At 44.3% G+C, this 18710-nt stretch carries 20 protein-coding genes; 13 read left to right on the top strand and 7 right to left on the bottom strand.

Annotation, left to right across the window (positions count from 1 at the left end):
* Nucleotides 1–25 precede the first annotated feature (25 nt).
* The 5 genes from AACQ42_RS08695 (at nucleotide 26) to AACQ42_RS08675 (ending at nucleotide 4742) form a co-directional block, all read left to right on the top strand.
* Nucleotides 26–523, top strand: coding sequence for a tripartite tricarboxylate transporter TctB family protein (locus tag AACQ42_RS08695; protein ID WP_010318351.1), 498 nt, complete (start codon nucleotides 26–28; stop codon nucleotides 521–523).
* A 9-nt stretch (nucleotides 524–532) separates the two neighbouring features.
* Nucleotides 533–2059 carry a tripartite tricarboxylate transporter permease gene (locus AACQ42_RS08690; RefSeq protein ID WP_017046152.1) on the top strand — a complete coding sequence of 509 codons (1527 nt, stop codon included), beginning with the start codon at nucleotides 533–535 and terminating at the stop codon, nucleotides 2057–2059.
* Nucleotides 2060–2199: 140 nt separating this feature from the next.
* Nucleotides 2200–2901: a response regulator gene (locus AACQ42_RS08685; protein ID WP_013856957.1), complete on the top strand. Its 702-nt coding sequence runs from the start codon at nucleotides 2200–2202 to the stop codon at nucleotides 2899–2901.
* A 27-nt stretch (nucleotides 2902–2928) separates the two neighbouring features.
* Entirely contained in the window at nucleotides 2929–4230 is a 1302-nt protein-coding gene (locus AACQ42_RS08680) for an ATP-binding protein (RefSeq protein WP_094165604.1), read from the top strand.
* A 143-nt stretch (nucleotides 4231–4373) separates the two neighbouring features.
* Nucleotides 4374–4742, top strand: coding sequence for a diacylglycerol kinase (locus AACQ42_RS08675; RefSeq protein ID WP_017046154.1), 369 nt, complete (start codon nucleotides 4374–4376; stop codon nucleotides 4740–4742).
* A 104-nt stretch (nucleotides 4743–4846) separates the two neighbouring features.
* Here AACQ42_RS08675 and AACQ42_RS08670 read toward each other — a convergent pair whose 3' ends face one another.
* On the bottom strand, nucleotides 4847–5938 hold the full coding sequence (locus tag AACQ42_RS08670; protein ID WP_217898942.1) for an alkene reductase: 1092 nt from the start codon (nucleotides 5936–5938) through the stop codon (nucleotides 4847–4849).
* Between the two features lie 123 nt (nucleotides 5939–6061).
* On the opposite strand from AACQ42_RS08670, the gene AACQ42_RS08665 reads away from it, so the two are divergent.
* Nucleotides 6062–6994, top strand: a complete 933-nt coding sequence (locus AACQ42_RS08665) for a LysR family transcriptional regulator (RefSeq protein ID WP_094165602.1) — start codon at nucleotides 6062–6064, stop codon at nucleotides 6992–6994.
* Nucleotides 6995–7087: 93 nt separating this feature from the next.
* Here the strand turns inward: AACQ42_RS08665 and mglC are convergent, their stop codons facing one another.
* The 3 genes from mglC to mglB all read right to left on the bottom strand — a co-directional run bounded on the left by mglC (nucleotide 7088) and on the right by mglB (nucleotide 10726).
* Complete coding sequence (mglC, locus tag AACQ42_RS08660; protein ID WP_013856962.1) at nucleotides 7088–8095, bottom strand: galactose/methyl galactoside ABC transporter permease MglC; 1008 nt, start codon at nucleotides 8093–8095, stop codon at nucleotides 7088–7090.
* Between the two features lie 10 nt (nucleotides 8096–8105).
* The gene (mglA, locus tag AACQ42_RS08655) at nucleotides 8106–9614 is read right to left on the bottom strand and encodes a galactose/methyl galactoside ABC transporter ATP-binding protein MglA (protein ID WP_013856963.1); all 1509 of its coding nucleotides are present in this window, start codon (nucleotides 9612–9614) and stop codon (nucleotides 8106–8108) included.
* A gap of 137 nt (nucleotides 9615–9751) precedes the next feature.
* Nucleotides 9752–10726 (bottom strand): galactose/glucose ABC transporter substrate-binding protein MglB, encoded by a 975-nt coding sequence (gene mglB / locus AACQ42_RS08650; RefSeq protein WP_094165601.1) that lies wholly within the window; start codon nucleotides 10724–10726, stop codon nucleotides 9752–9754.
* Between the two features lie 551 nt (nucleotides 10727–11277).
* On the opposite strand from mglB, the gene AACQ42_RS08645 reads away from it, so the two are divergent.
* Both AACQ42_RS08645 and nqrM read left to right on the top strand, forming a co-directional pair.
* Nucleotides 11278–11763: a NifB/NifX family molybdenum-iron cluster-binding protein gene (locus tag AACQ42_RS08645; RefSeq protein ID WP_231494626.1), complete on the top strand. Its 486-nt coding sequence runs from the start codon at nucleotides 11278–11280 to the stop codon at nucleotides 11761–11763.
* Nucleotides 11763–11966 carry a (Na+)-NQR maturation NqrM gene (nqrM, locus tag AACQ42_RS08640; RefSeq protein ID WP_013856966.1) on the top strand — a complete coding sequence of 68 codons (204 nt, stop codon included), beginning with the start codon at nucleotides 11763–11765 and terminating at the stop codon, nucleotides 11964–11966. The genes AACQ42_RS08645 and nqrM overlap by 1 nt, the downstream gene beginning before the upstream one ends.
* Here the strand turns inward: nqrM and AACQ42_RS08635 are convergent.
* Nucleotides 11963–12241: a DUF134 domain-containing protein gene (locus tag AACQ42_RS08635; protein ID WP_026027228.1), complete on the bottom strand. Its 279-nt coding sequence runs from the start codon at nucleotides 12239–12241 to the stop codon at nucleotides 11963–11965. The two genes, nqrM and AACQ42_RS08635, sit on opposite strands and share 4 nt — an antisense overlap.
* Nucleotides 12242–12280: 39 nt before the next feature.
* Between AACQ42_RS08635 and AACQ42_RS08630 the strand changes: the two genes are divergently transcribed.
* From AACQ42_RS08630 to AACQ42_RS08620, 3 genes are all read left to right on the top strand, one after another.
* Nucleotides 12281–12688: a PaaI family thioesterase gene (locus AACQ42_RS08630; protein ID WP_094165600.1), complete on the top strand. Its 408-nt coding sequence runs from the start codon at nucleotides 12281–12283 to the stop codon at nucleotides 12686–12688.
* Between the two features lie 104 nt (nucleotides 12689–12792).
* Complete coding sequence (locus AACQ42_RS08625) at nucleotides 12793–13089, top strand: PTS fructose transporter subunit IIB (protein ID WP_013856969.1); 297 nt, start codon at nucleotides 12793–12795, stop codon at nucleotides 13087–13089.
* Between the two features lie 6 nt (nucleotides 13090–13095).
* Nucleotides 13096–13890, top strand: a complete 795-nt coding sequence (locus AACQ42_RS08620; RefSeq protein WP_094165599.1) for a PTS sugar transporter subunit IIA — start codon at nucleotides 13096–13098, stop codon at nucleotides 13888–13890.
* A 2-nt stretch (nucleotides 13891–13892) separates the two neighbouring features.
* Here the strand turns inward: AACQ42_RS08620 and AACQ42_RS08615 are convergent, their stop codons facing one another.
* Nucleotides 13893–14795: a helix-turn-helix transcriptional regulator gene (locus AACQ42_RS08615; RefSeq protein WP_176429667.1), complete on the bottom strand. Its 903-nt coding sequence runs from the start codon at nucleotides 14793–14795 to the stop codon at nucleotides 13893–13895.
* Nucleotides 14796–15122: 327 nt separating this feature from the next.
* Here AACQ42_RS08615 and AACQ42_RS08610 point away from each other — a divergent pair, with 327 nt between their 5' ends.
* On the top strand, nucleotides 15123–17021 hold the full coding sequence (locus AACQ42_RS08610; protein WP_094165597.1) for a PTS fructose transporter subunit IIABC: 1899 nt from the start codon (nucleotides 15123–15125) through the stop codon (nucleotides 17019–17021).
* 153 nt (nucleotides 17022–17174) lie between these two features.
* Nucleotides 17175–18371, top strand: a complete 1197-nt coding sequence (gene manA / locus AACQ42_RS08605; RefSeq protein WP_176429666.1) for a mannose-6-phosphate isomerase, class I — start codon at nucleotides 17175–17177, stop codon at nucleotides 18369–18371.
* 83 nt (nucleotides 18372–18454) lie between these two features.
* On the opposite strand, the gene tnpA is transcribed toward manA, so the two are convergent.
* Nucleotides 18455–18710, bottom strand: a 256-nt coding sequence (tnpA, locus tag AACQ42_RS08600) for an IS200/IS605 family transposase (protein ID WP_141195641.1), incomplete at its 5' end; no start/stop codon positions are given.

The following is an 18710-nucleotide window of genomic DNA, read 5'->3' as shown; positions in this document are numbered from 1 at the left end:
CCCTATTTTTACCATGGAGTTGGATATGTCGGATCTGCCAACCAAATTTTTCAGCAAAGAATATTTACTGTGCCGCGATCGCGTTGGCGCGTTGATCTTCCTTGTTCTTAGCCTTTGCTACGGCTATCAAACGACTCAAATACCGATGTTTCCCGGTGATGAATATGAACCATTTAACGCCCAAACCTTGCCGACTCTGCTGACTTACGCTGGAATTGGCCTCTCTTTGTTGATGCTGGTGTTAGGGCAGCCCGATAAACAAAGCGGCGCGGTATTGCACTTCAACTGGAAATTGTTGATTGGTTTTTTAGTGTTGATGGCGCTGTACGGACTTGGTCTAACCTATTTAGGCTTCGTACTGGCCACCAGTTTCTTTCTACTCGCTGGCTTTTATATTTTGGGTGAAAGACGCAAATCAGTGTTATTTGGTGCTTCTTTTCCCTTTGTCATCGCGTTTTATCTGCTGCTTACTCAAGGTTTGGACATCTACCTTGAGCCCGGCGTTATTTTCACACTCTGGTAGGAACTGATTATGTTAGATGGAATTTTACAAGGGCTTTCTACCGCCATGATGCCAATGAACATCTTCATGGTGATTGTGGGCTGTTTCGTCGGTACTTTTATCGGCATGTTACCCGGGCTTGGCCCGATTTCGGCCATCGCGTTGATGATCCCGATCACCTATGGCCTTGAACCATCTTCAGGTTTAATTTTAATGGCCGGCGTTTATTACGGCGCTATTTTTGGCGGCTCCACTTCCTCCATTTTGATTAATGCTCCCGGATGCTCAGCAACCGTGGTCACCGCGTTTGATGGCTACCCCATGGCGCAAAAAGGCCAAGCTGGTAAAGCGTTAGCCATCGCCGCTTACGCCTCTTTTACAGGTGGAACCTTGTCAGCGATTATGCTCTTGGTCGCAGCGCCTGCACTGGCCAGCGTGTCACTGAGTTTTCAATCCTCTGACTATTTTGCGTTGATGCTACTCGGTCTATCGGCGGTCGCCGCCTTTGCTGGCAAAGGACAAGTCCTTAAAGCATGGATGATGGTTGTTCTTGGCTTGATGCTCTCTACCGTTGGTATTGATAAAGGCGTAGGTGTGGAACGTTTTACCTTTGGCTTAACTGATTTAATGGACGGTTTTAGCTTCCTCTTGCTGGCGATGGCGACATTCGCTTTAGGCGAGACATTAATGGGTATTTTAAAACCAGAAAACGACACGCGTACAGATGAACAGAATAAAATCAGCAACTTGGGCAGTATGAAAATCACCAAAGCAGAATTTAAAGAAGCGGCTCCCGTTTCAATTCGTGCTTCCATTTTAGGTTTTTTCACCGGCGTGTTGCCCGGCGCTGGCGCAACCATCGCCGCATTTTTGAGTTATGGTATGGAGCGCAGCTTAGCGCCCAAAGATAAAAAAGAAGAGTTCGGTAAAGGGTCTTTGCGTGGGCTTGTTGCACCAGAGTCAGCCAATAACGCCGCCTCTAGCGGATCTTTTGTTCCGCTGTTGACACTCGGCATTCCCGGCTCTGGCACCACAGCGATCATGCTTGGAGCCCTGCTCTCTTACGGCATTCAACCTGGCCCTCGTTTATTTGTTGATCACCCTGATGTCTTTTGGTCTGTCATCATCTCAATGTATCTCGGTAATATTGTACTTATCATCCTTAACTTGCCGCTTATTCCTTATATTTCAAGGCTATTGGCGGTACCGAGAACCGTATTGCTGCCGATGATTTTGTTCTTCTCAATCACCGGTGTTTATTTGGTTTCGTTTAACACTATGGATGTTTACGTAATGTTGATCGTCGCGATGGGGGCGATTGCTCTACGGTTAGCCAACTTCCCGCTGGCACCACTGCTGCTTGGCTTTATTTTGGGTGGATTAATGGAAGAGAACCTTCGCCGCGCGTTGATGATCAGCGATGGGGAGTTAAGCTTCTTGTGGGAACGTCCGATCACTTTCGTGTTTACCGTGCTTGCAGTTGTGATGTTGACTAGCCCACTTGTGGTGATGCTGGCGAACAAACTTCGCTCTTCACCGACCAAAGCCGTTGAATAACAAGAGATTGTATCAATAGAAACTCATCCAACCATACAAAGACCTAGCGAAAATGCTGGGTCTTTGCTTTACTATGCACTTCAAATTTTTCCAATGTCAGCGATTGTCATGTCGTTCATCGTACCTATCTAGGAGTCTCCATGACGGATAGACACTCTTTAATCATCGTTGAAGATGATCTAAAACTCAGAGAAATGTTAACAGAATACTTTGAAAGTCAAGATATTAGCGTCATTGCCCTTGCTGAAGGTGCCAAAGCGAGCGCGGTCATTTTAGAGCAACAACCAGATATCGTGTTACTGGATTTAATGCTACCCGGTGAAGATGGGCTGACAATTTGTAGACAGATCCGTCCTATGTACAACGGTAAGATATTGATGCTGACCGCCAGTGATGACGATTTTGATCACGTTGCAGCACTGGAAATTGGTGCCGATGATTTTGTGACAAAGCCGATTAAACCACGCGTCTTGCTTGCTAGAATGCGTATGCTACTGCGCAGAGTCGACAACGAGCCAATTCAAACCGCGAAAACCGTGCTTGAATTTGGGGCCTTGTCTCTCAATCAATCTCGACATCTGTGTGAAATGAATGGTGAGGCCGTGGCGATGACCGACAGCGAATTCGACTTGCTGTGGCTACTGGCATCAACACCAGATCAAGTCCTATCACGGGATGTATTAACCAAAGCGTTACGCGGGATTGAATACGATGGGCTTGATAGAACCGTCGATAACAAGATTGTCATTTTGCGTAAAAAACTCGGTGATGATTCTTCCACACCGAAACGCATTATTACGGTCCGAGGGAAAGGATACCTTTTTGTACCAGACACGTGGTAATGACCACGTATTTTAGAAGAAACCTGTATGCGTCGTATCTACGTTGAATCTTTTGTTGGTTTATTGCTCTTTTTTTTAGCGACACTCATTACCATTGAACTGGTCGTTTACCAGCTTGGTACTGACTACGATTATGTACTTGAAGATTATCAAGCTGAAGCATTTCATGACTTGGTCACTCGTATTTATCAGCATGAAGGTGAAACCAACACCTTAAATGTACTAAAAGAATATGCCGATAAAACACGACAACTGATAGAGACGCATACTGAAAAGACCTTACCCTCAGATGTGCGAGCGTTTTTCTTTACCACCGCCCCCAATGCCTACACCTACTACGATGATGACCGTTTTTTATGGCTGCGCCTTACGTCCACCTCACCAATTTACAGCTTTAAACCCGATGAAGAATCACCACTGAGGCAAGCCATTTTCTTCGCAGATAATCTCTCACTTTTGCTGCTTGTCGTCGGTTTTGCACTGTACTGTGTGTTGCTTATCTGGTTCATCAGTCGGCGAGTGCGTGAATTAGAAAAAGTGACCTTAGCCTTTGCCGCTGGTGATCTGACCGCTCGCGCCTCCATCAAAAGCGGCGATAAAGTCGGCTCTTTAAACAAAAGCTTTAACTACATGGCAAGCAAAATTTCCGCTTTGGTGCTCAGCAATAAAGCGCTGAGTAATGCCGTAGCTCATGAGTTACGCACCCCTATCTTTCGGATCCAATGGCAAGCAGAAATGTTGGCCGATGAATCTCTGACACCAAAACAAGCGGCGAAAGTCGCCAGTATCATCGAAGATACCGAAGAGATGGAAACGATGGTCGATGAACTTCTTTACTACGCGAAAGTTGAAAGGCCAGAAAACGAACTCAATATGCAGACAATTCAGCTCAATTACTGGCTCGAACCGATACTAGATAAATGGCGCAGCAACAGCGTAGTCGAGATCCAGTTGCTGCCATTAGCACAAGTCGCCACTTTACAGGTCGATCCATACCTTCTCAAAAGAGCTCTGGATAATTTATTGGGTAATGCTCAGAAATACGCCAAAAGCAAAATAGCCGTTGAAACCTCCGTGATCAACGCAGGTCAAGCAGTGCAAATTGATATCCATGATGATGGAGAAGGGATTGACCCGCAGCACTGGCCATTCATTTTTGATGCTTTTTACAGCGCGGATCTCTCACGTGGAGAGCGACAATCAGGCTTCGGATTAGGCTTGGCCATCGTCAAACAGATCGTTTTACGCCACAACGGCCAAGTATCTGTGGCTAAAAGTGTGTTCGGAGGTGCTTGCTTTACTCTTGTACTACCCGTGGTGGGCGTTTAATATCGGGCCACTTAAGAGAATCCGTGAACCGACGTCATTGATTCTCTTTTTTAACATGAGGGGCGGGGCGAAGCTATTTTACGTCTACACGTAATTCACTCATGCCTATTGTCATAGTCATTCATTATTAGGTTGTTCATTTTATGAAACCAGGTCGTACGGGTATAAAGCGTCTGTTTTATGCCACAGGTTATTCAATACAAGGGCTGAAAGCCGCGTGGCTAAACGAAGCCGCTATTCGACAAGAAACTGTCACTTCAATTTTGTTGATTACCATTACTTTCTTTTTGCCTGTCACTAAAATTGAGCAAATCATGATGATTGGTTGCTTAGTCTTAGTTGTGATTGTGGAGTTGATGAATTCCGCCGTGGAAGCCGTGGTTGACCGCGTCGGTAGCGAATGGCACGAACTCAGTGGCCGCGCCAAAGACATCGGTTCAGCTGCCGTACTGATCGCGTTGATATTTTCAGCATTCACATGGATGTTTATTCTGTGGCCTTATTACTTTTAGCGTATCATTTTGGCGCGCGTTAATGGCTCATTGTTTTATAACGGCCAACCAGTTGTAAAAAAGCCAGCAGAATCATAAAACAAACGACTGCTGGCTATGTCGATTTAGGAATGGTTTGGATAATCTGTATATCCCTTAGTTCCTCCACCAAATAAGCAACTTGGATCAAATGCCGATAATGTACGGTTCATTTTCAAACGCTCGACTAAGTCTGGATTCGCAATAAAGGGACGCCCAAATGCGACTAAGTCAGCGTAGCCATTTTCCAGGATTTGGTTTGCTCGCTCAACGTCATATCGGCCTGCAACAATAATGGTATTGGTGAACAGCTCACGTAAATGTTGGCGAAAATCTTCAGGGATTTGTGGAGCATCATCCCAATCAGCTTCTGACAAATGCAGATACGCAATACCGAGTTTCTGTAATTGCTCCGCCGCTTGTAAAATCGTTGGGACGATATCTGGGCAGTTCATATCTTTAAATGTGATGTAAGGCGCCAAGCGAACTCCAACTTTGTCAGCGCCAACCTTATCAATGATTGCACTCACAACTTCCATAAGAAAACGTAAGCGGTTTTCTCTGCTGCCACCATATTGATCAGTGCGATGATTCGAATTGGTTCGTAAAAACTGATCGATCAAATAGCCATTACCACCATGAATTTCGACGCCATCAAAACCAGCCGCAATCGCATTGTGTGCAGCATTAGCAAAATCGCGTACCACTTGGTTAATCTCTTGCAATGTCATTGCTCTTGGTTCAACGCATTCCATCATCTCACCGGCACTCCCCGGCTGTGCAATCCAGACTTTGGTATCGACTGGAGCAATAGCTGAAGGAGCCATCGGCTTTTGACCTTGTTGAAAAGCAGGATGCGATACTCGCCCTACATGCCATAGCTGATTCACTATTTTTCCTCCGCGGTCATGCACGGCTTGAGTGACCTGCTGCCAACCCACAATTTGTTCTGGCGTGTATATGCCAGGAGTAAATGAGTATCCTTGGCTATCGTCTGATATTTGTGTTGCTTCAGTAATAATCAGACCAGCACTCGCTCGCTGAGCATAATATTGTGCCATGATGTCGTTGGGTACATTACCTGGTTGACTTGTCCGAGCCCGAGTCATCGGGGCCATTACCAGCCGGTTATTCAAAGAAAGTGGACCGATTTGTGTCGGGGAAAATAAGCTACTCATCATTCAATCGCTCTGTATTGGGTTGTTATCCATAGGCTATAACAAAAGAATCACTAAATAATCTAGCTATAATTAAAAAGAGTATTTAGGATTACTTAACAATAACTGCGATATAGAATCTTAATGAACAAATTATTGAACATGGAGGTCTTTGTTGCCATTGTTGAGCAGCAAGGGTTGGCGGCCGCCGCAAAAGCCATCAATATGTCCGCCGCTTCAGTCACACTAAAACTGCAAGAGCTTGAACGCCACTATGGCGTGAAATTACTGCAAAGAACCACACGTAAAATTGCATTGACGGAAGCCGGCGAACGTTTCTATCCATTATGTTTACAAACTTTAGCCAACATCACTGAAGTCGAGTCTTCGCTATTCGTCGAGAAAACACACTTGGAAGGCAATATAAAAATTTCAGCACCCAAAGATCTCGGGCGACAACATTTGATGCCACTGCTCGACTCCTTCTTAGCAAAACATCCTAAAATTGTGCCTCAGATTACCTTTAGTGACAGTGTGTTAGGGATATATGAAACAAAACTTGATTTGGTATTGCGTTACGGCACACTCAAAGATAGTCAATTGGTTTCCAGAAAATTAGCAACAAGTCGCCGCGTTCTTTGTGCCTCACCCGCATATTTAGCGTGTCATGGTCAACCGACGCACCCAGAGGATCTCAAACAGCATGCTTGCTTGGGTATGCTACGCAAAAGTGAATCATTAACGCGTTGGTCTTTTCTTAAAGGAGATGTCGTTCAAGATATTCTGATCAAACCATCACGTTTGTCTAATGATGGCGAAGTGATTCGTCAGTGGGCACTCGAAGGCGCAGGTATTGCACTCAAATCACAACTCGATATTCAACCCGACCTCAATGCTGGGAAACTCGTTCTTCTCTTGGAAGATTATCGGCAAAGTTTTAGTTCACACGATTTGGCCACAGGATCGGACTTGCATCTGCTCTATCCTAATCGTGATCACCAACCGTCACGTATCAAAATATTGATCGAGGAGATTGTACGCTATTTTGAAAAACGTACGCTTCCTACTGGGCAATAGCAAAAGAGCGCCGATAAAAGCGCTCTTTGTTTATTTTATTTCGACAATTTTCGGCGATTAAATGTCGAAAATTGTATTTTTGCTCTTAGGCGGCTATTTCTTATTCGCGTACTTCATTGAGTCCAACGCGACAGCGAAAATAATAATGCCGCCTTTAATGATGTACTGCCAGTAAGGACTCACGCCAATGTAGGTCATACCATAGTTGATCACAGTGAAGATAAGCACACCCGTGACCACACCCGCAATGCTTCCGACACCGCCAGCAAATGACACGCCACCCACAACACAGGCTGCAATCGCATCCAACTCGTACAGGAAGCCAAGGTTATTGGTCGCACTGCCGATACGACCAGCTTCCAACATACCGCCAAACGCATAGAACACACCCGATAAAGCATACACTTTCAGTAGCGTCAGTGGCACATTAACACCAGAAACTTTTGCGGCTTCTGGGTTGCCACCGACCGCGAAAATGTTCTTACCAAAAACGGTCTTATTCCACAAAATCCATGTAAAGATAATCGCGATAATGGCGTAGAAGGTTATGTACGAAAACCTAAAATCTCCAAATCGAATAAAACCTTGAGTGAATGAAGAGAAACGCTCATCAAAACCTGCAATTGGAGATGCACCCACCGAATCGTAGTAGAGAGAGTTAATCCCGTAGACGATGATCATGGTGCCTAATGTGGCGATAAACGGCGTTACTTTTAAATAAGCAACAATCACACCGTTCACTAAACCGATGATCGCGCCGATCGCGCACACACAAAGAATCACAGCCACAATCGGCACGTCACCAATGCTGGGGAATACTTTGTTGACGTTATCAATTGATTGTAAAAGTGTTGCCGAAATTACAGCGGCTAAACCCACTTGACGTCCAGCAGAAAGGTCGGTTCCTTGCGTTACAATCAGCCCCGCCACACCCAATGCAATAATAACGCGCACTGAAGATTGCGTTAATATATTACTAAAGTTGCGTAAACTTAAAAATGATGGCTCCTGAATAATAATAATTGCCAGAAGAATAAATAGAACCGCATAGATCGCACCTTCCTTTAGGTGCTTCATTGCAAATGTTTTAACTGAATCCATAATAATTTCCCTAGAGGTAACGAGAGGCCAGCTCTAATATTTCATTCTGTGAAGTGTCTTTAGTATTAACGATTCCCGCAGCTCGGCCATTACTCATCACCAATATTCTGTCGGTAATGCCTAACAACTCTGGCATTTCGGAAGAGATAATAATAATCCCTTTATTCTTTTTCGCTAATTCCAATATCAATTGATAAATTTCAAACTTTGCTCCGACATCAATACCCCGAGTCGGCTCATCAAGCATTAATATTTCTGGCTGAGTTAACAACCAACGGCCAATAATGACTTTCTGCTGATTACCACCAGACAAAGAACCGATTGATGTTTCATGAGAAGGTGTTTTTACACTCATGGAGTCGATTACCCACTGTGTATCACTCCTCATTTTTTTATTACTCAGTAAACCTAATTTGGTTTTGTATTCATCCACATTGGCAACCAAAGAGTTAAAGGTAATATCTAAATTACTGTAAATGCCGGTTGAACGACGCTCTTCTGTCACCAACGCAAAACCACTATTGATCGCTTCATGTGCATCACGGTTTTTCATCTCTCGGCCATGTAACATAATGTGGCCGTTACTACGCTCACGAACCCCAAAAATGGTTTCCACAATATCAGTGCGTCTTGAACCGACGAGCCCAGCCACACCTAAGATTTCACCTTCTCTGAGATCAAACGAAATATCCTGAATAGAGGGTTGGTTCAGTGCTGTTAAATTTTTGATTTCGAGGATAATTTCTTTTGGCACATTGGTCTTTGTGGGAAAGCGCTGTGTTAATTCACGGCCAACCATCATCGAAATGATTTTGTCCATATCGAGCCCTTTCAACGGCCTCGTATCAACCCATTGCCCATCACGCAAGATGGTTATCTCATCACAAATAGTAAATATTTCTTCCATTTTGTGAGAGATGTACACCACGCCACAGCCTTTTTCTTTCAACTTGTTAATGATAGTAAAAAGATGCGATACCTCTTTTTCAGTCAAAGAGGACGTGGGTTCATCCATGATCACAATGCGCGCGTTATAAGAAAACGCTTTCGCTATTTCGACCATCTGCCTTTGTGATACCGATAATTTAGCCACTTTAATTTTCGGGTCTATATCAATATCGAGTTCATCAAAGATCTCTTTGGTATCGCGATACATTTTATCGTGATCGACAAAGAGTCCTTTCTTTGGGTAACGCCCTAGCCAAATATTATCCATTACAGAACATTGTAATACTTGGTTAAGCTCTTGGTGGACCATGGAAACACCCGCCTCCAAAGCTTGCTTAGACGATTGAAAATTCACATGTTCGCCTAAAAATATAATATCACCTTCGTTTTTATCATAAATTCCAAAAAGGCATTTTAATAGCGTCGACTTACCTGCACCATTCTCTCCCATTAATGCATGAATAGAGTGTGGTCGAACTTTCAAATTAACTTTATCTAATGCCTTAACCCCGGGAAACTCTTTACTCACTCCTGTCATTTCTAACAGAAATTCATGCTCTTGATTTACCATGGCATCACTTATTTATTCTTTGATTAATACCATTCAATATTAAATAAAATTTAATTAGCAATTATTTATTATTGATTGTATAAACACCCTATAAGTTAGGGGGTAAAGGGGGAATGACTTCCCCCTTGAACTTTAGGTTACTCGAGTGTCGATTTATCAACACCAACATAAGGAACACGGACAATCTTATTGACCATTTCCCACTGAGTGCCTTCGGTAGCGGCTTTGCCGTTGGCTAAATTACGTGCAAGTTCAAATGTCGCTTTCGCTTGTGAATCTGCATCATTAAGCACCGTACCTGTCATATCGCCAGATTTAACCAATGCTAACGCTTCCGCTAACGCATCAACGCCGAATACTGGCACTTTGGCGCCCGCACCGCGTAACGCTTCAATCGCGCCCATCGCCATGCCATCGTTGTTGGCAATCACAACTTCAATTTTGTTACCGTTCGGGCCAGATAACCAAGCATCCATTTTATCTTTTGCCATGGCGGTATCCCACATACCTGTATCCATGTGCAACTCTTCTGTTTTGATGCCATTTTCGTTGATTGTTTTCACTGCGTAAGAAGTACGAGCCTCCGCATCTGGGTGGCCAGGTTCACCTTTCAACATAACGTATTGCAGTACACCGTCACCGTTCTTATCCCAAGCTGAGTTCGCTTTCCAATGCTGCGCAATCAGATCGCCTTGAATGATGCCCGACTCTTTTGAATCTGTGCCCACATAATAGGCTTTGTCATACGAAGCGAGCGCTTTAGCACTCGGTTCTTTGTTGTAAAAAACGATCGGAACATCATCCATTTTCGCTTTTTGAATAATACTGGGTGCAGCAGCAGGGTCGACAAGGTTGATCGCCAGTGCTTTCACGCCACGAGCCAACATGACATCCACTTGGTCATTTTGCATTGATTGGCTGTTTTGTGAGTCATTCATCAAAACCTTGGTGTTGCCGTCATTATTTGCCTGTTTTTCAATCGCTTGGCGAACAACTGACATAAAGTTATCATCGTACTTATAAACGGTCACACCGATCGTTGTGTCAGCCATGACTTGAGTGCCGAAACTCATACCAGCCGCAAGCATGGCTAAAGTAGTTAACTTTCTCATTGAACAAGTCCTATTTGTTAGTGTTGTTATTACGTTGTGTAGGGGGAGAAACGTTAACTCTGAGAAATAGCAGTGAAAACGTTTACCTTTCAAAGTATAGTAGTAAAACAAACAATTAATGTGAACCAGTTAAAATTTCAGTTTTGAAATCGCATTTTCATGCAGTTTCTTGTGAATAGTTTGATAACTATTGCAAAACTAAGTAATCATACGTAACGCAATGTAACATCGAGACCTATTTCTCTTTTTAAAAGTGCGATCCACCACGAAAGAGATCATACCTCTCAAAACACCAAATGTTAACGTTTACACTTGCGAGTTTCCAATATGCAATAGATTTAACTTTCATTTGACTGCTCACAAAGTGTAGATGAGGCTTGTTACATACGCCTGCAATTTATTCGCGTATTTTTACGCCATATCGGGTCTCGATTTACCAAACAGCACCACGACTTTTAATTAATGAACTCTTAAATTGTCATTTTTATTATTGGCATATGCCAATAATAAGGTGTATTTTAAATACAAGAACCCGATAAACTTTAGGAGCCATGATGATTTATGCCATCCCTTGTGATCAAAACTCGCCTTTTAATCACTTTGCCAAAGCGCCTCAATTGATGATTGTGGACGATACCACCGCCACTAGCCAACGTATTGACGTTACTAAAACCGAGGGCAGTTGTGGCCACAAAAAACAGCTACTTGCACTGCTAAGAGAGAATAGAGTGGACGCTGTTATCGTCCGCAATATCGGACAAAATATGTTAGCCGCGATTTTAGAAAAGAAGATTGCGGTATATTACGCACCAAGAGGCAGCCAATTAACATCACTTCATCCAAACCATCTTCTGCCCGTCACCGACGTCTCTTTTGGCAAGCCTTCAGCCAATAAATCGAAGAAACGTTGTGCTAGTCAATGTGGATCGAAGAAAGTGGGTAAACATAACAAACTGGCACCCAGAATGCTGTCACCAACTACCATAGAAGCGTTGAAGAAAGTGCTGAAAGTAAAAGCGATTGTCGAGGGAAAATAATGACTTATGTTATAACCTTTGCGTTTTTTATTGGCATTATTGTCTTGATGGCGATCGGTGTTTTGTTTCGCCGCCGCTCGCTGCAAGGCAGTTGTGGTGGATTAGCAAATATCGATATTGAAAGAGAATGTAACTGCGTAGACGTTTGTGATGAGCATCAGAAGGTGTTGTATCAAATTCAAGAACCTGATCACGAGCGTTAGCGTTCAACCAACATCAACGCATGACCTTCCACCAAGCAAGTCGCGACTTTCGCTCTTGCTTGGTTAACGATATTACCAAAGGTTTGTCGCGATATGCCCATCTGCGTAGCCGCTTGCAATTGGCTAAGCCCCTCTTTATCAGCCAAACGCAGCGCTTCAAGTTCTTCTGGCAGTAAATCTACTGTGTTCAATTCAGATAATTTGACACCGTTGGGTTTGAAGCATGCATACGCCGCTTGACCACAAACACGACGAATTTTTTTGGGTCTTGCCATTTTCTTCTCCTAATAATTTAAAAACAGTTTGGTGAACTTATGAACATTCAGCCTCCCCTACAACATTGCCACTGCGCGGTGTGTTGTGCCCCGTTCTTTTCTGAAACGCACGCACTGCAATTTAACCAAACAGAAACGGGGAGCGTATGCGCACAGATTGTAGCAACAGAAAAGATGCAAGGCTATCAAGGGGTCATGCAGGGTGGACTTATCAGCACCTTACATGACGCTGCCATGACGCATTGTCTGTTTGCACAGTGCATTTATGCGATGACGGCAGAGCTAAACGTACGTTATCTGCACCCTATTCCACTGAATGTACCATTACAAGTCGAAGCGCATCTTATCAAACAAAAACGTCACATTTACTATCTGTGCAGCACCATTTTTTATGATGGGCTTCCCTATTCTACGGCCAGTGCAAAGTTTATGTGCAAAGCCGAGTAGCCTGAGTGCTACAGTCATTAGGGTACTGGCTTAGCGTAAACTTCGGTTGAGTCACGCTTTCATCCTCCTTATACTCACTCATCATTTCTCTATTATCTTTCGTTATGAAAATTATCGCAGTAACCGCTTGTCCAACAGGCATCGCGCACACCTATATGGCCGCAGACGCACTCAAAAAAGAAGCGAATAAGCGTAATATCTCAATCAAAGTCGAAACCCAAGGTGCAATGGGTGTCGAGAACCCACTGACAGTGGCAGATATTGTCAACGCGGATCTGATCCTCATCGCTTCAGATATCGACATTGAACAGCGTGAACGTTTTGTTGGTTGCAAAACGGTTCAGGTGTCCATTGAAGAAGTGTTGACGAACGTGCAATCTGTTTTAGATCGTCATTTGTAACCGCCGATGATCACAACACGCATCACTTTTGTTTTAAAAGCAGGCGGTCTGGTCAGCTGGCAATTAAATGAATTGAAAGATCTCAACCGCCATTTTCGCTCGGTGGTGGTGCTGTTTAACATCACGCGTGACAACAAGGCAATGCTCAACCATACACTGCAAGTGTTAAGCCTTGGTTCAAACCCGGGAGATGTATGCCAAATTGCCATTGAAGGGCTCGACGCCGAGTTGGCCTGCATGGTGATGACAGAGTATTTGCGCGAGCACACACTGCTTATTTCAACATCGCACAAACAAAATGCCAAAGCGGAATGGGCGTTTGCCACCCACTCTGCTTTTAAACTGCCCTTTTCGCTACAGTGGCATTACGCCACATTAGGCCCTGAGCTTAGCAAATCAGAGGCACTCGACACGATTGCTAAGCAGATCATGCCCGCACATTGCCATGATATTTTGCATGCGCTGGAAAAAAGAGAAGCCATCTCCCCGACCATTATTGGCCGTGGAATAGCGCTACCCCATATCATTCACGCACGAGTTGCCCAGCCAGCACTGGCGGTTCACTGGTTAGCAAACCCGCTATCATGGTCAGAAAAATCCGGCGATGTGTCGCTGATCATCACCTTATTACTGCCGACATCAGCGCCGCGAACCGTGATTAAACCGGTCACGCAGTTAACTCGTTGGTTGCTGGAAGAGGAACATCGTCAATGGCTACTTACGGCAAAAAGAGAAGAAACCCTTAAAGCCATTTTGCTGCACGTGATGGCTAAGCCGTGCGACCCAATACAAAATGAATAGCTTTATTGCGACAGAGTTCGATATTCAGATGGAGTCATACCCGCTTTGCTTTTAAATACGCGGAAAAAATAATTCACATCTTGAAATCCACAGCGCGTGGCCACTTCGGCTAAACGAAAGGTGTATTTCTTCAACATAAATTTTGCCCGTTCAATTCTTACCCAAGTGATGTAATCAGCAAGAGTCATGTGTCCTTGTTGGCGAAACATGCGCGATAAATGGTTGGCAGAGATATTAAACCGCTGTGCGATGCTGTCACGGCAAATATTGCGATGAAAATTTTCTTGGATATAAATGCAGATACCTTGATATAAATCTTCACTGCGCTTTTTAGGAGAAGCGGTCGGTTGATCGAGCATTGTGGCGCTGTAACTCAACAGAGCCAGCAACAAATGTTCGTCCATTGGACTTTTCTGAGGCTCACGTGCTAATGCATTTAGCCCTTCGAGCATGTGATCAATCGCGTGCCCAGTACGCGTTGGGATACTGTGTTTCTGAACATCATAAAAACCACTCTCGCCTTTGTGTTTACTGACCAAACTAAACCCCATTTGACGACGGCCAAATAGCAAACTCAAGACCGAACAGCTCTCTTGCCAATCAGGTTTATTCCAGCAGTTCGGAGGTATATAAAGCGCATCACCAGATAAGATGTTGACCTTACTAATACCTTGTTCAATCTCTTCGATTTCGTTGCTATACACGCCGCTTAAAACCAATTCTAGACGAGGAAAATTGACTTGGTAACTGAACGCTGGCGGCGTTATTTTGTCCCCAGCAAACCATATTCGATTAAAACTTTCTCGCTCCGAGAGCAGCACTTCAATCACATTTTTAAATACTGGGATCACAAAATTCACCCTATACCCATCAATAAACGAGGCAACTATAATCCAACACCTCATGAATCACCAATCATTACGCATTCGATAACTCCGATCGAAAAAGCAAAATAATCAATTTATCCAATTGAATTAAAATAAAAAATTAATCATAAATTAAAATTATCACCCTAAAACCAAAATAAGAGCCTGATCACGTTTGCAGCCACAGGTTACAATAATCCAGTAAATGCCAGTTTCGTACACTACCACTGTTCACCCGAGGCGCTCACAATATCTCCAACAAAAAGCGCGGTGCGCAATAACAATATCCCCAAACAGTTTGAAGTTTCAGCCAACATGGCTCAGCTCTAAGTGCGAAGGGGATAAAAACCATATAGGGGACGAAACATGATCACTCAACTTATTAATGAGAACTTGATCCGGCTTGATTTGAAAGCAACATCAAAAGATGGCGTTTTCTCAGAGCTGGTCGATGTACTGTTAGAACAAGGACGCATCAGCGATAAATCGCAGTTTTTAGCCGATATCTATGCTCGTGAAGAGCTTGGTAACACTGGATTTGAAGATGGTGTCGCGCTGCCTCATGCCAAAAGTTCCGCCGTTATCTCGCCTGCAGTTGTGATAGGCATCAGCAAAAGCGGTATCGAATATGGCGCGGAAGATGGCTTGCCTTCTAAATTATTTTTCATGATAGCCTCACCTGATGGTGGTTCAAATCATCATATTGAAGTGCTGGCAGAGCTCTCTTCCAAGCTGATTGAAGAAGGGTTCATTGAACGTTTCTTAGACGCAAAAACAGAGCAAGCAGCGCTAGATTTGTTGCTACAAAAAACCGAAAAAGCAACCGATGTTGAAGCCAATAAAGGCTTTTTGATTGGCGTAACGGGCTGCCCAGCCGGTGTTGCACACACTTATCTTGCCGCTGAAGCGCTGGAAAAAGGGGCCGCCACGATGGGTTATCAAATTAAAGTCGAAACCAACGGTTCGATTGGGGTGAAAAATAGCCCAACGGATGAAGAGATCGCTAAAGCTGATGCGATCATCGTGGCTTGCGACAAGCAAGTTGACATGGTGCGCTTTGCGGGTAAAAAACTGATTGAAACTGGTGTTAAAGCGCCGATTCGTGATGCAAAAGGGTTGATTGAAAAAGCCCTCAGCGCACCAAAATATCAAGCCGATGCCAGTGCCAAGACTTTAGATGGGAAAGGCAAAGCGGCGCAAGCTCGCTCCGATTTATACCGCTATTTGATGAATGGTGTATCGCATATGATCCCATTCGTTGTTACTGGCGGTTTGTTGATTGCTTTAGCACTCGCTATTGGCGGCGAGCCAACCGAAGCTGGTATGGCCATTCCTGACGGCAGTATGTGGAATCAAGTGCTGAACGTCGGTGTGGTTGCTTTTACGTTGATGATCCCCATTCTTGCAGGTTACATCGCGTATGCGATCGCCGATCGCCCCGCTCTGACTCCTGGCTTAATTGGTGGTTGGATCGCTAACAACGGGTCATTCTACGGCGCAGATGCTGGTACAGGTTTTATCGGTGCCATTATTGCTGGCCTTTTAGTCGGTTATTTCATCAAATGGTTAACAAGCATCCATTTTCACAAGTTTATTCAACCACTTGTGCCAATCATGATTGCACCCATCGCAGGCTCACTCTTTATCTCTGGGCTCTTTATTTTTGTTATCGGCGCGCCGATTGCAAGCTTGATGGATGGCTTAACCGCACTACTTACGAGCATGAGCTCAGGTAACGTGATACTGCTCGGTATTGTGCTCGGCGGCATGGCTGGCTTTGATATGGGTGGCCCATTTAACAAAGTGGCATTCCTCTTCTCTGTTGGTATGATTGCCAGCGGTCAAACTCAATTTATGGGTGCAATGGCGTGTGCCATTCCAGTCGCGCCACTCGGCATGGCTTTAGCAACCGTTTTGGGCCGTAAACTGAACTTGTTTGAAGCCTCTGAAATTGAAGCAGGTAAAGCTTCCGGTGCAATGGGCTTGGTTGGTATCTCTGAAGGGGCAATTCCATTTGCCGCACAAGATCCGATGTCAGTCATTCCAGCAAACATCTTGGGGTCGATGGTTGCAGCGGTTATGGCGTTCACTTTTGGCATTACAAACAGTGTTGCCCACGGCGGTCCTGTAGTAGCATTGCTCGGTGCCATGAATAAGCCTTTGCTAGCTTTGCTTTGCATGGCAACCGGTGCTGTAGTGACAGGTGTTGTTTGTATCACTCTGAAAAAAATGCGCCAAGCGAAATTACAACAAGCAACGGCTTAATGATCAAGCACTCTCCCCCGAGAGTGCTTGATGTTCATCAACGCTGAGCTTCTGATTTTATGTTGTACTCCCGCTTTAACTCGGGAGTTTTTTATTTCGCTTACTCTATGTACTGCTGCTTTGTTTTTATTTTGATTTTTTGTGAGATGTACTATGACCAATAACAAACAACCTTTCTTTTTGATGGACAATGTCATCCAAAACTATGCGTGGGGAAGCACGACTTCGATTCAGCACTTGTTTGATATTGCTAACCCAAACAACGCTCCACAAGCAGAAATTTGGATGGGAGCACACCCAAATGGATGCTCACAAATTCATGTGAATGGAGAACCTGTTTCGTTGCTTGAGATGATCAACCAAGATAAAACAGCGTTTCTTTCTGCTGCTACTGCAACAACCTTTGGTGAGCTACCTTATCTTTTCAAAGTACTTGCCGCAGCGAACGCCCTTTCGATTCAAGTTCACCCAAGTAAGCAAGAAGCGGAAATTGGCTTTGAGAAAGAAAACCAAGCGGGGATCCCACTCAATGCCGGACATCGCAACTATAAAGATCCTAACCACAAGCCGGAATTGGTTTACGCCCTTACCCCTTATCAAGCGATGAATGGGTTTCGCCCAATCACAGAGATTGTTGAACAATTTCAAACGCTGAATATCAATGCGATTTCAACCCTAGTCGATGCTTTTGCACACAACCCAACATCACAAGGTTTAAAAACCTTTTTTAGTGCATTGCTATCATTAACTGGCGAGCAAAAAGAACATGCGGTGAATGCATTATTAGCGTATGCCCATCATCATGCAGGTGATGATCTTTTTGGGCTCATTTTAGAGCTGGCACAACAGTACCCCGGTGATATCGGTCTATTTTCTCCATTAATGCTCAATGTACTCACTTTAGCTCCGGGTGAGGCCATGTTTTTAGACGCCAGAACGCCACACGCCTACTTGAAAGGTACCGGGCTTGAAATCATGGCCAATTCAGACAACGTATTGCGCGCTGGCCTAACACCCAAACACATGGATATTGAAGAGCTCGCATCATGCACGCTATTTGAAGAAAAACCCGCTTCAAGCCTGTTATTGAAACCAATCGAAGAAAATGGAGCATTACTGTTCCCTGTCCCAGTCCGCGATTTTAAGTTTGCGATTTACCTCAATGCCGCGCAAGTTAACGTGAAAATCAACAGTGCCGAAATTATCTTTGCCATTGATGCTGATGCGACCTTAACCCATGACAATGGTGAGTCTCTAACCGTGAAAAAAGGTCACTCAAGCTTCATCCCCGCATACGCTGAACATTATCAACTGTCATCACTTGGACGTGTCGCACGCGCGTATAATTAACAGCCGACGTGATAAGTAAAAATCCGCCTTCTTAGAAGGCGGCTTTGGTTTATAGCCCCCTATAAGGGGGCATCCCTGCGCTGCTAGTTTATCTTCAACTCTAACTGCGCCTCATATTCTTGATCTTTCTTGTCTTGGTGCCTTACGTAACGCCTGATGATTTCTTCATTCACACCAACTGTGTCAACAAAGTATCCCCTTGCCCAAAAATGATTACCCCACAGTTTCTTTCTTATATGTGGGAACTTGTTAAACAAGCGGATTGCTGAACGCCCTTTCAATACTCCCATCAACGTTGATATCGAAACTTTTGGTGGAACTATCACAACCAAGTGAACG

Source organism: Vibrio sp. V12_P9A6T4 (assembly GCF_963874835.1).
In the GTDB taxonomy this organism is placed as follows: domain Bacteria; phylum Pseudomonadota; class Gammaproteobacteria; order Enterobacterales; family Vibrionaceae; genus Vibrio; species Vibrio anguillarum.
The sequence above is the reverse complement of the archived record's forward strand: the minus strand, read 5'-3'. Positions and strand labels throughout refer to the sequence as shown.

What these genes read in the sequence shown, in the direction of transcription:
- AACQ42_RS08695 (WP_010318351.1), top strand. Translation starts at nt 26, where the DNA reads ATGTCGGATCTGCCAACCAAATTTTTCAGCAAAGAATATTTACTGTGC.
- AACQ42_RS08690 (WP_017046152.1), top strand. Translation starts at nt 533, where the DNA reads ATGTTAGATGGAATTTTACAAGGGCTTTCTACCGCCATGATGCCAATG.
- AACQ42_RS08685 (WP_013856957.1), top strand. Translation starts at nt 2,200, where the DNA reads ATGACGGATAGACACTCTTTAATCATCGTTGAAGATGATCTAAAACTC.
- AACQ42_RS08680 (WP_094165604.1), top strand. Translation starts at nt 2,929, where the DNA reads ATGCGTCGTATCTACGTTGAATCTTTTGTTGGTTTATTGCTCTTTTTT.
- AACQ42_RS08675 (WP_017046154.1), top strand. Translation starts at nt 4,374, where the DNA reads ATGAAACCAGGTCGTACGGGTATAAAGCGTCTGTTTTATGCCACAGGT.
- AACQ42_RS08670 (WP_217898942.1), bottom strand. Translation starts at nt 5,938, where the DNA reads ATGAGTAGCTTATTTTCCCCGACACAAATCGGTCCACTTTCTTTGAAT.
- AACQ42_RS08665 (WP_094165602.1), top strand. Translation starts at nt 6,062, where the DNA reads ATGAACAAATTATTGAACATGGAGGTCTTTGTTGCCATTGTTGAGCAG.
- mglC (WP_013856962.1), bottom strand. Translation starts at nt 8,095, where the DNA reads ATGGATTCAGTTAAAACATTTGCAATGAAGCACCTAAAGGAAGGTGCG.
- mglA (WP_013856963.1), bottom strand. Translation starts at nt 9,614, where the DNA reads ATGGTAAATCAAGAGCATGAATTTCTGTTAGAAATGACAGGAGTGAGT.
- mglB (WP_094165601.1), bottom strand. Translation starts at nt 10,726, where the DNA reads ATGAGAAAGTTAACTACTTTAGCCATGCTTGCGGCTGGTATGAGTTTC.
- AACQ42_RS08645 (WP_231494626.1), top strand. Translation starts at nt 11,278, where the DNA reads ATGATGATTTATGCCATCCCTTGTGATCAAAACTCGCCTTTTAATCAC.
- nqrM (WP_013856966.1), top strand. Translation starts at nt 11,763, where the DNA reads ATGACTTATGTTATAACCTTTGCGTTTTTTATTGGCATTATTGTCTTG.
- AACQ42_RS08635 (WP_026027228.1), bottom strand. Translation starts at nt 12,241, where the DNA reads ATGGCAAGACCCAAAAAAATTCGTCGTGTTTGTGGTCAAGCGGCGTAT.
- AACQ42_RS08630 (WP_094165600.1), top strand. Translation starts at nt 12,281, where the DNA reads ATGAACATTCAGCCTCCCCTACAACATTGCCACTGCGCGGTGTGTTGT.
- AACQ42_RS08625 (WP_013856969.1), top strand. Translation starts at nt 12,793, where the DNA reads ATGAAAATTATCGCAGTAACCGCTTGTCCAACAGGCATCGCGCACACC.
- AACQ42_RS08620 (WP_094165599.1), top strand. Translation starts at nt 13,096, where the DNA reads ATGATCACAACACGCATCACTTTTGTTTTAAAAGCAGGCGGTCTGGTC.
- AACQ42_RS08615 (WP_176429667.1), bottom strand. Translation starts at nt 14,795, where the DNA reads ATGAGGTGTTGGATTATAGTTGCCTCGTTTATTGATGGGTATAGGGTG.
- AACQ42_RS08610 (WP_094165597.1), top strand. Translation starts at nt 15,123, where the DNA reads ATGATCACTCAACTTATTAATGAGAACTTGATCCGGCTTGATTTGAAA.
- manA (WP_176429666.1), top strand. Translation starts at nt 17,175, where the DNA reads ATGACCAATAACAAACAACCTTTCTTTTTGATGGACAATGTCATCCAA.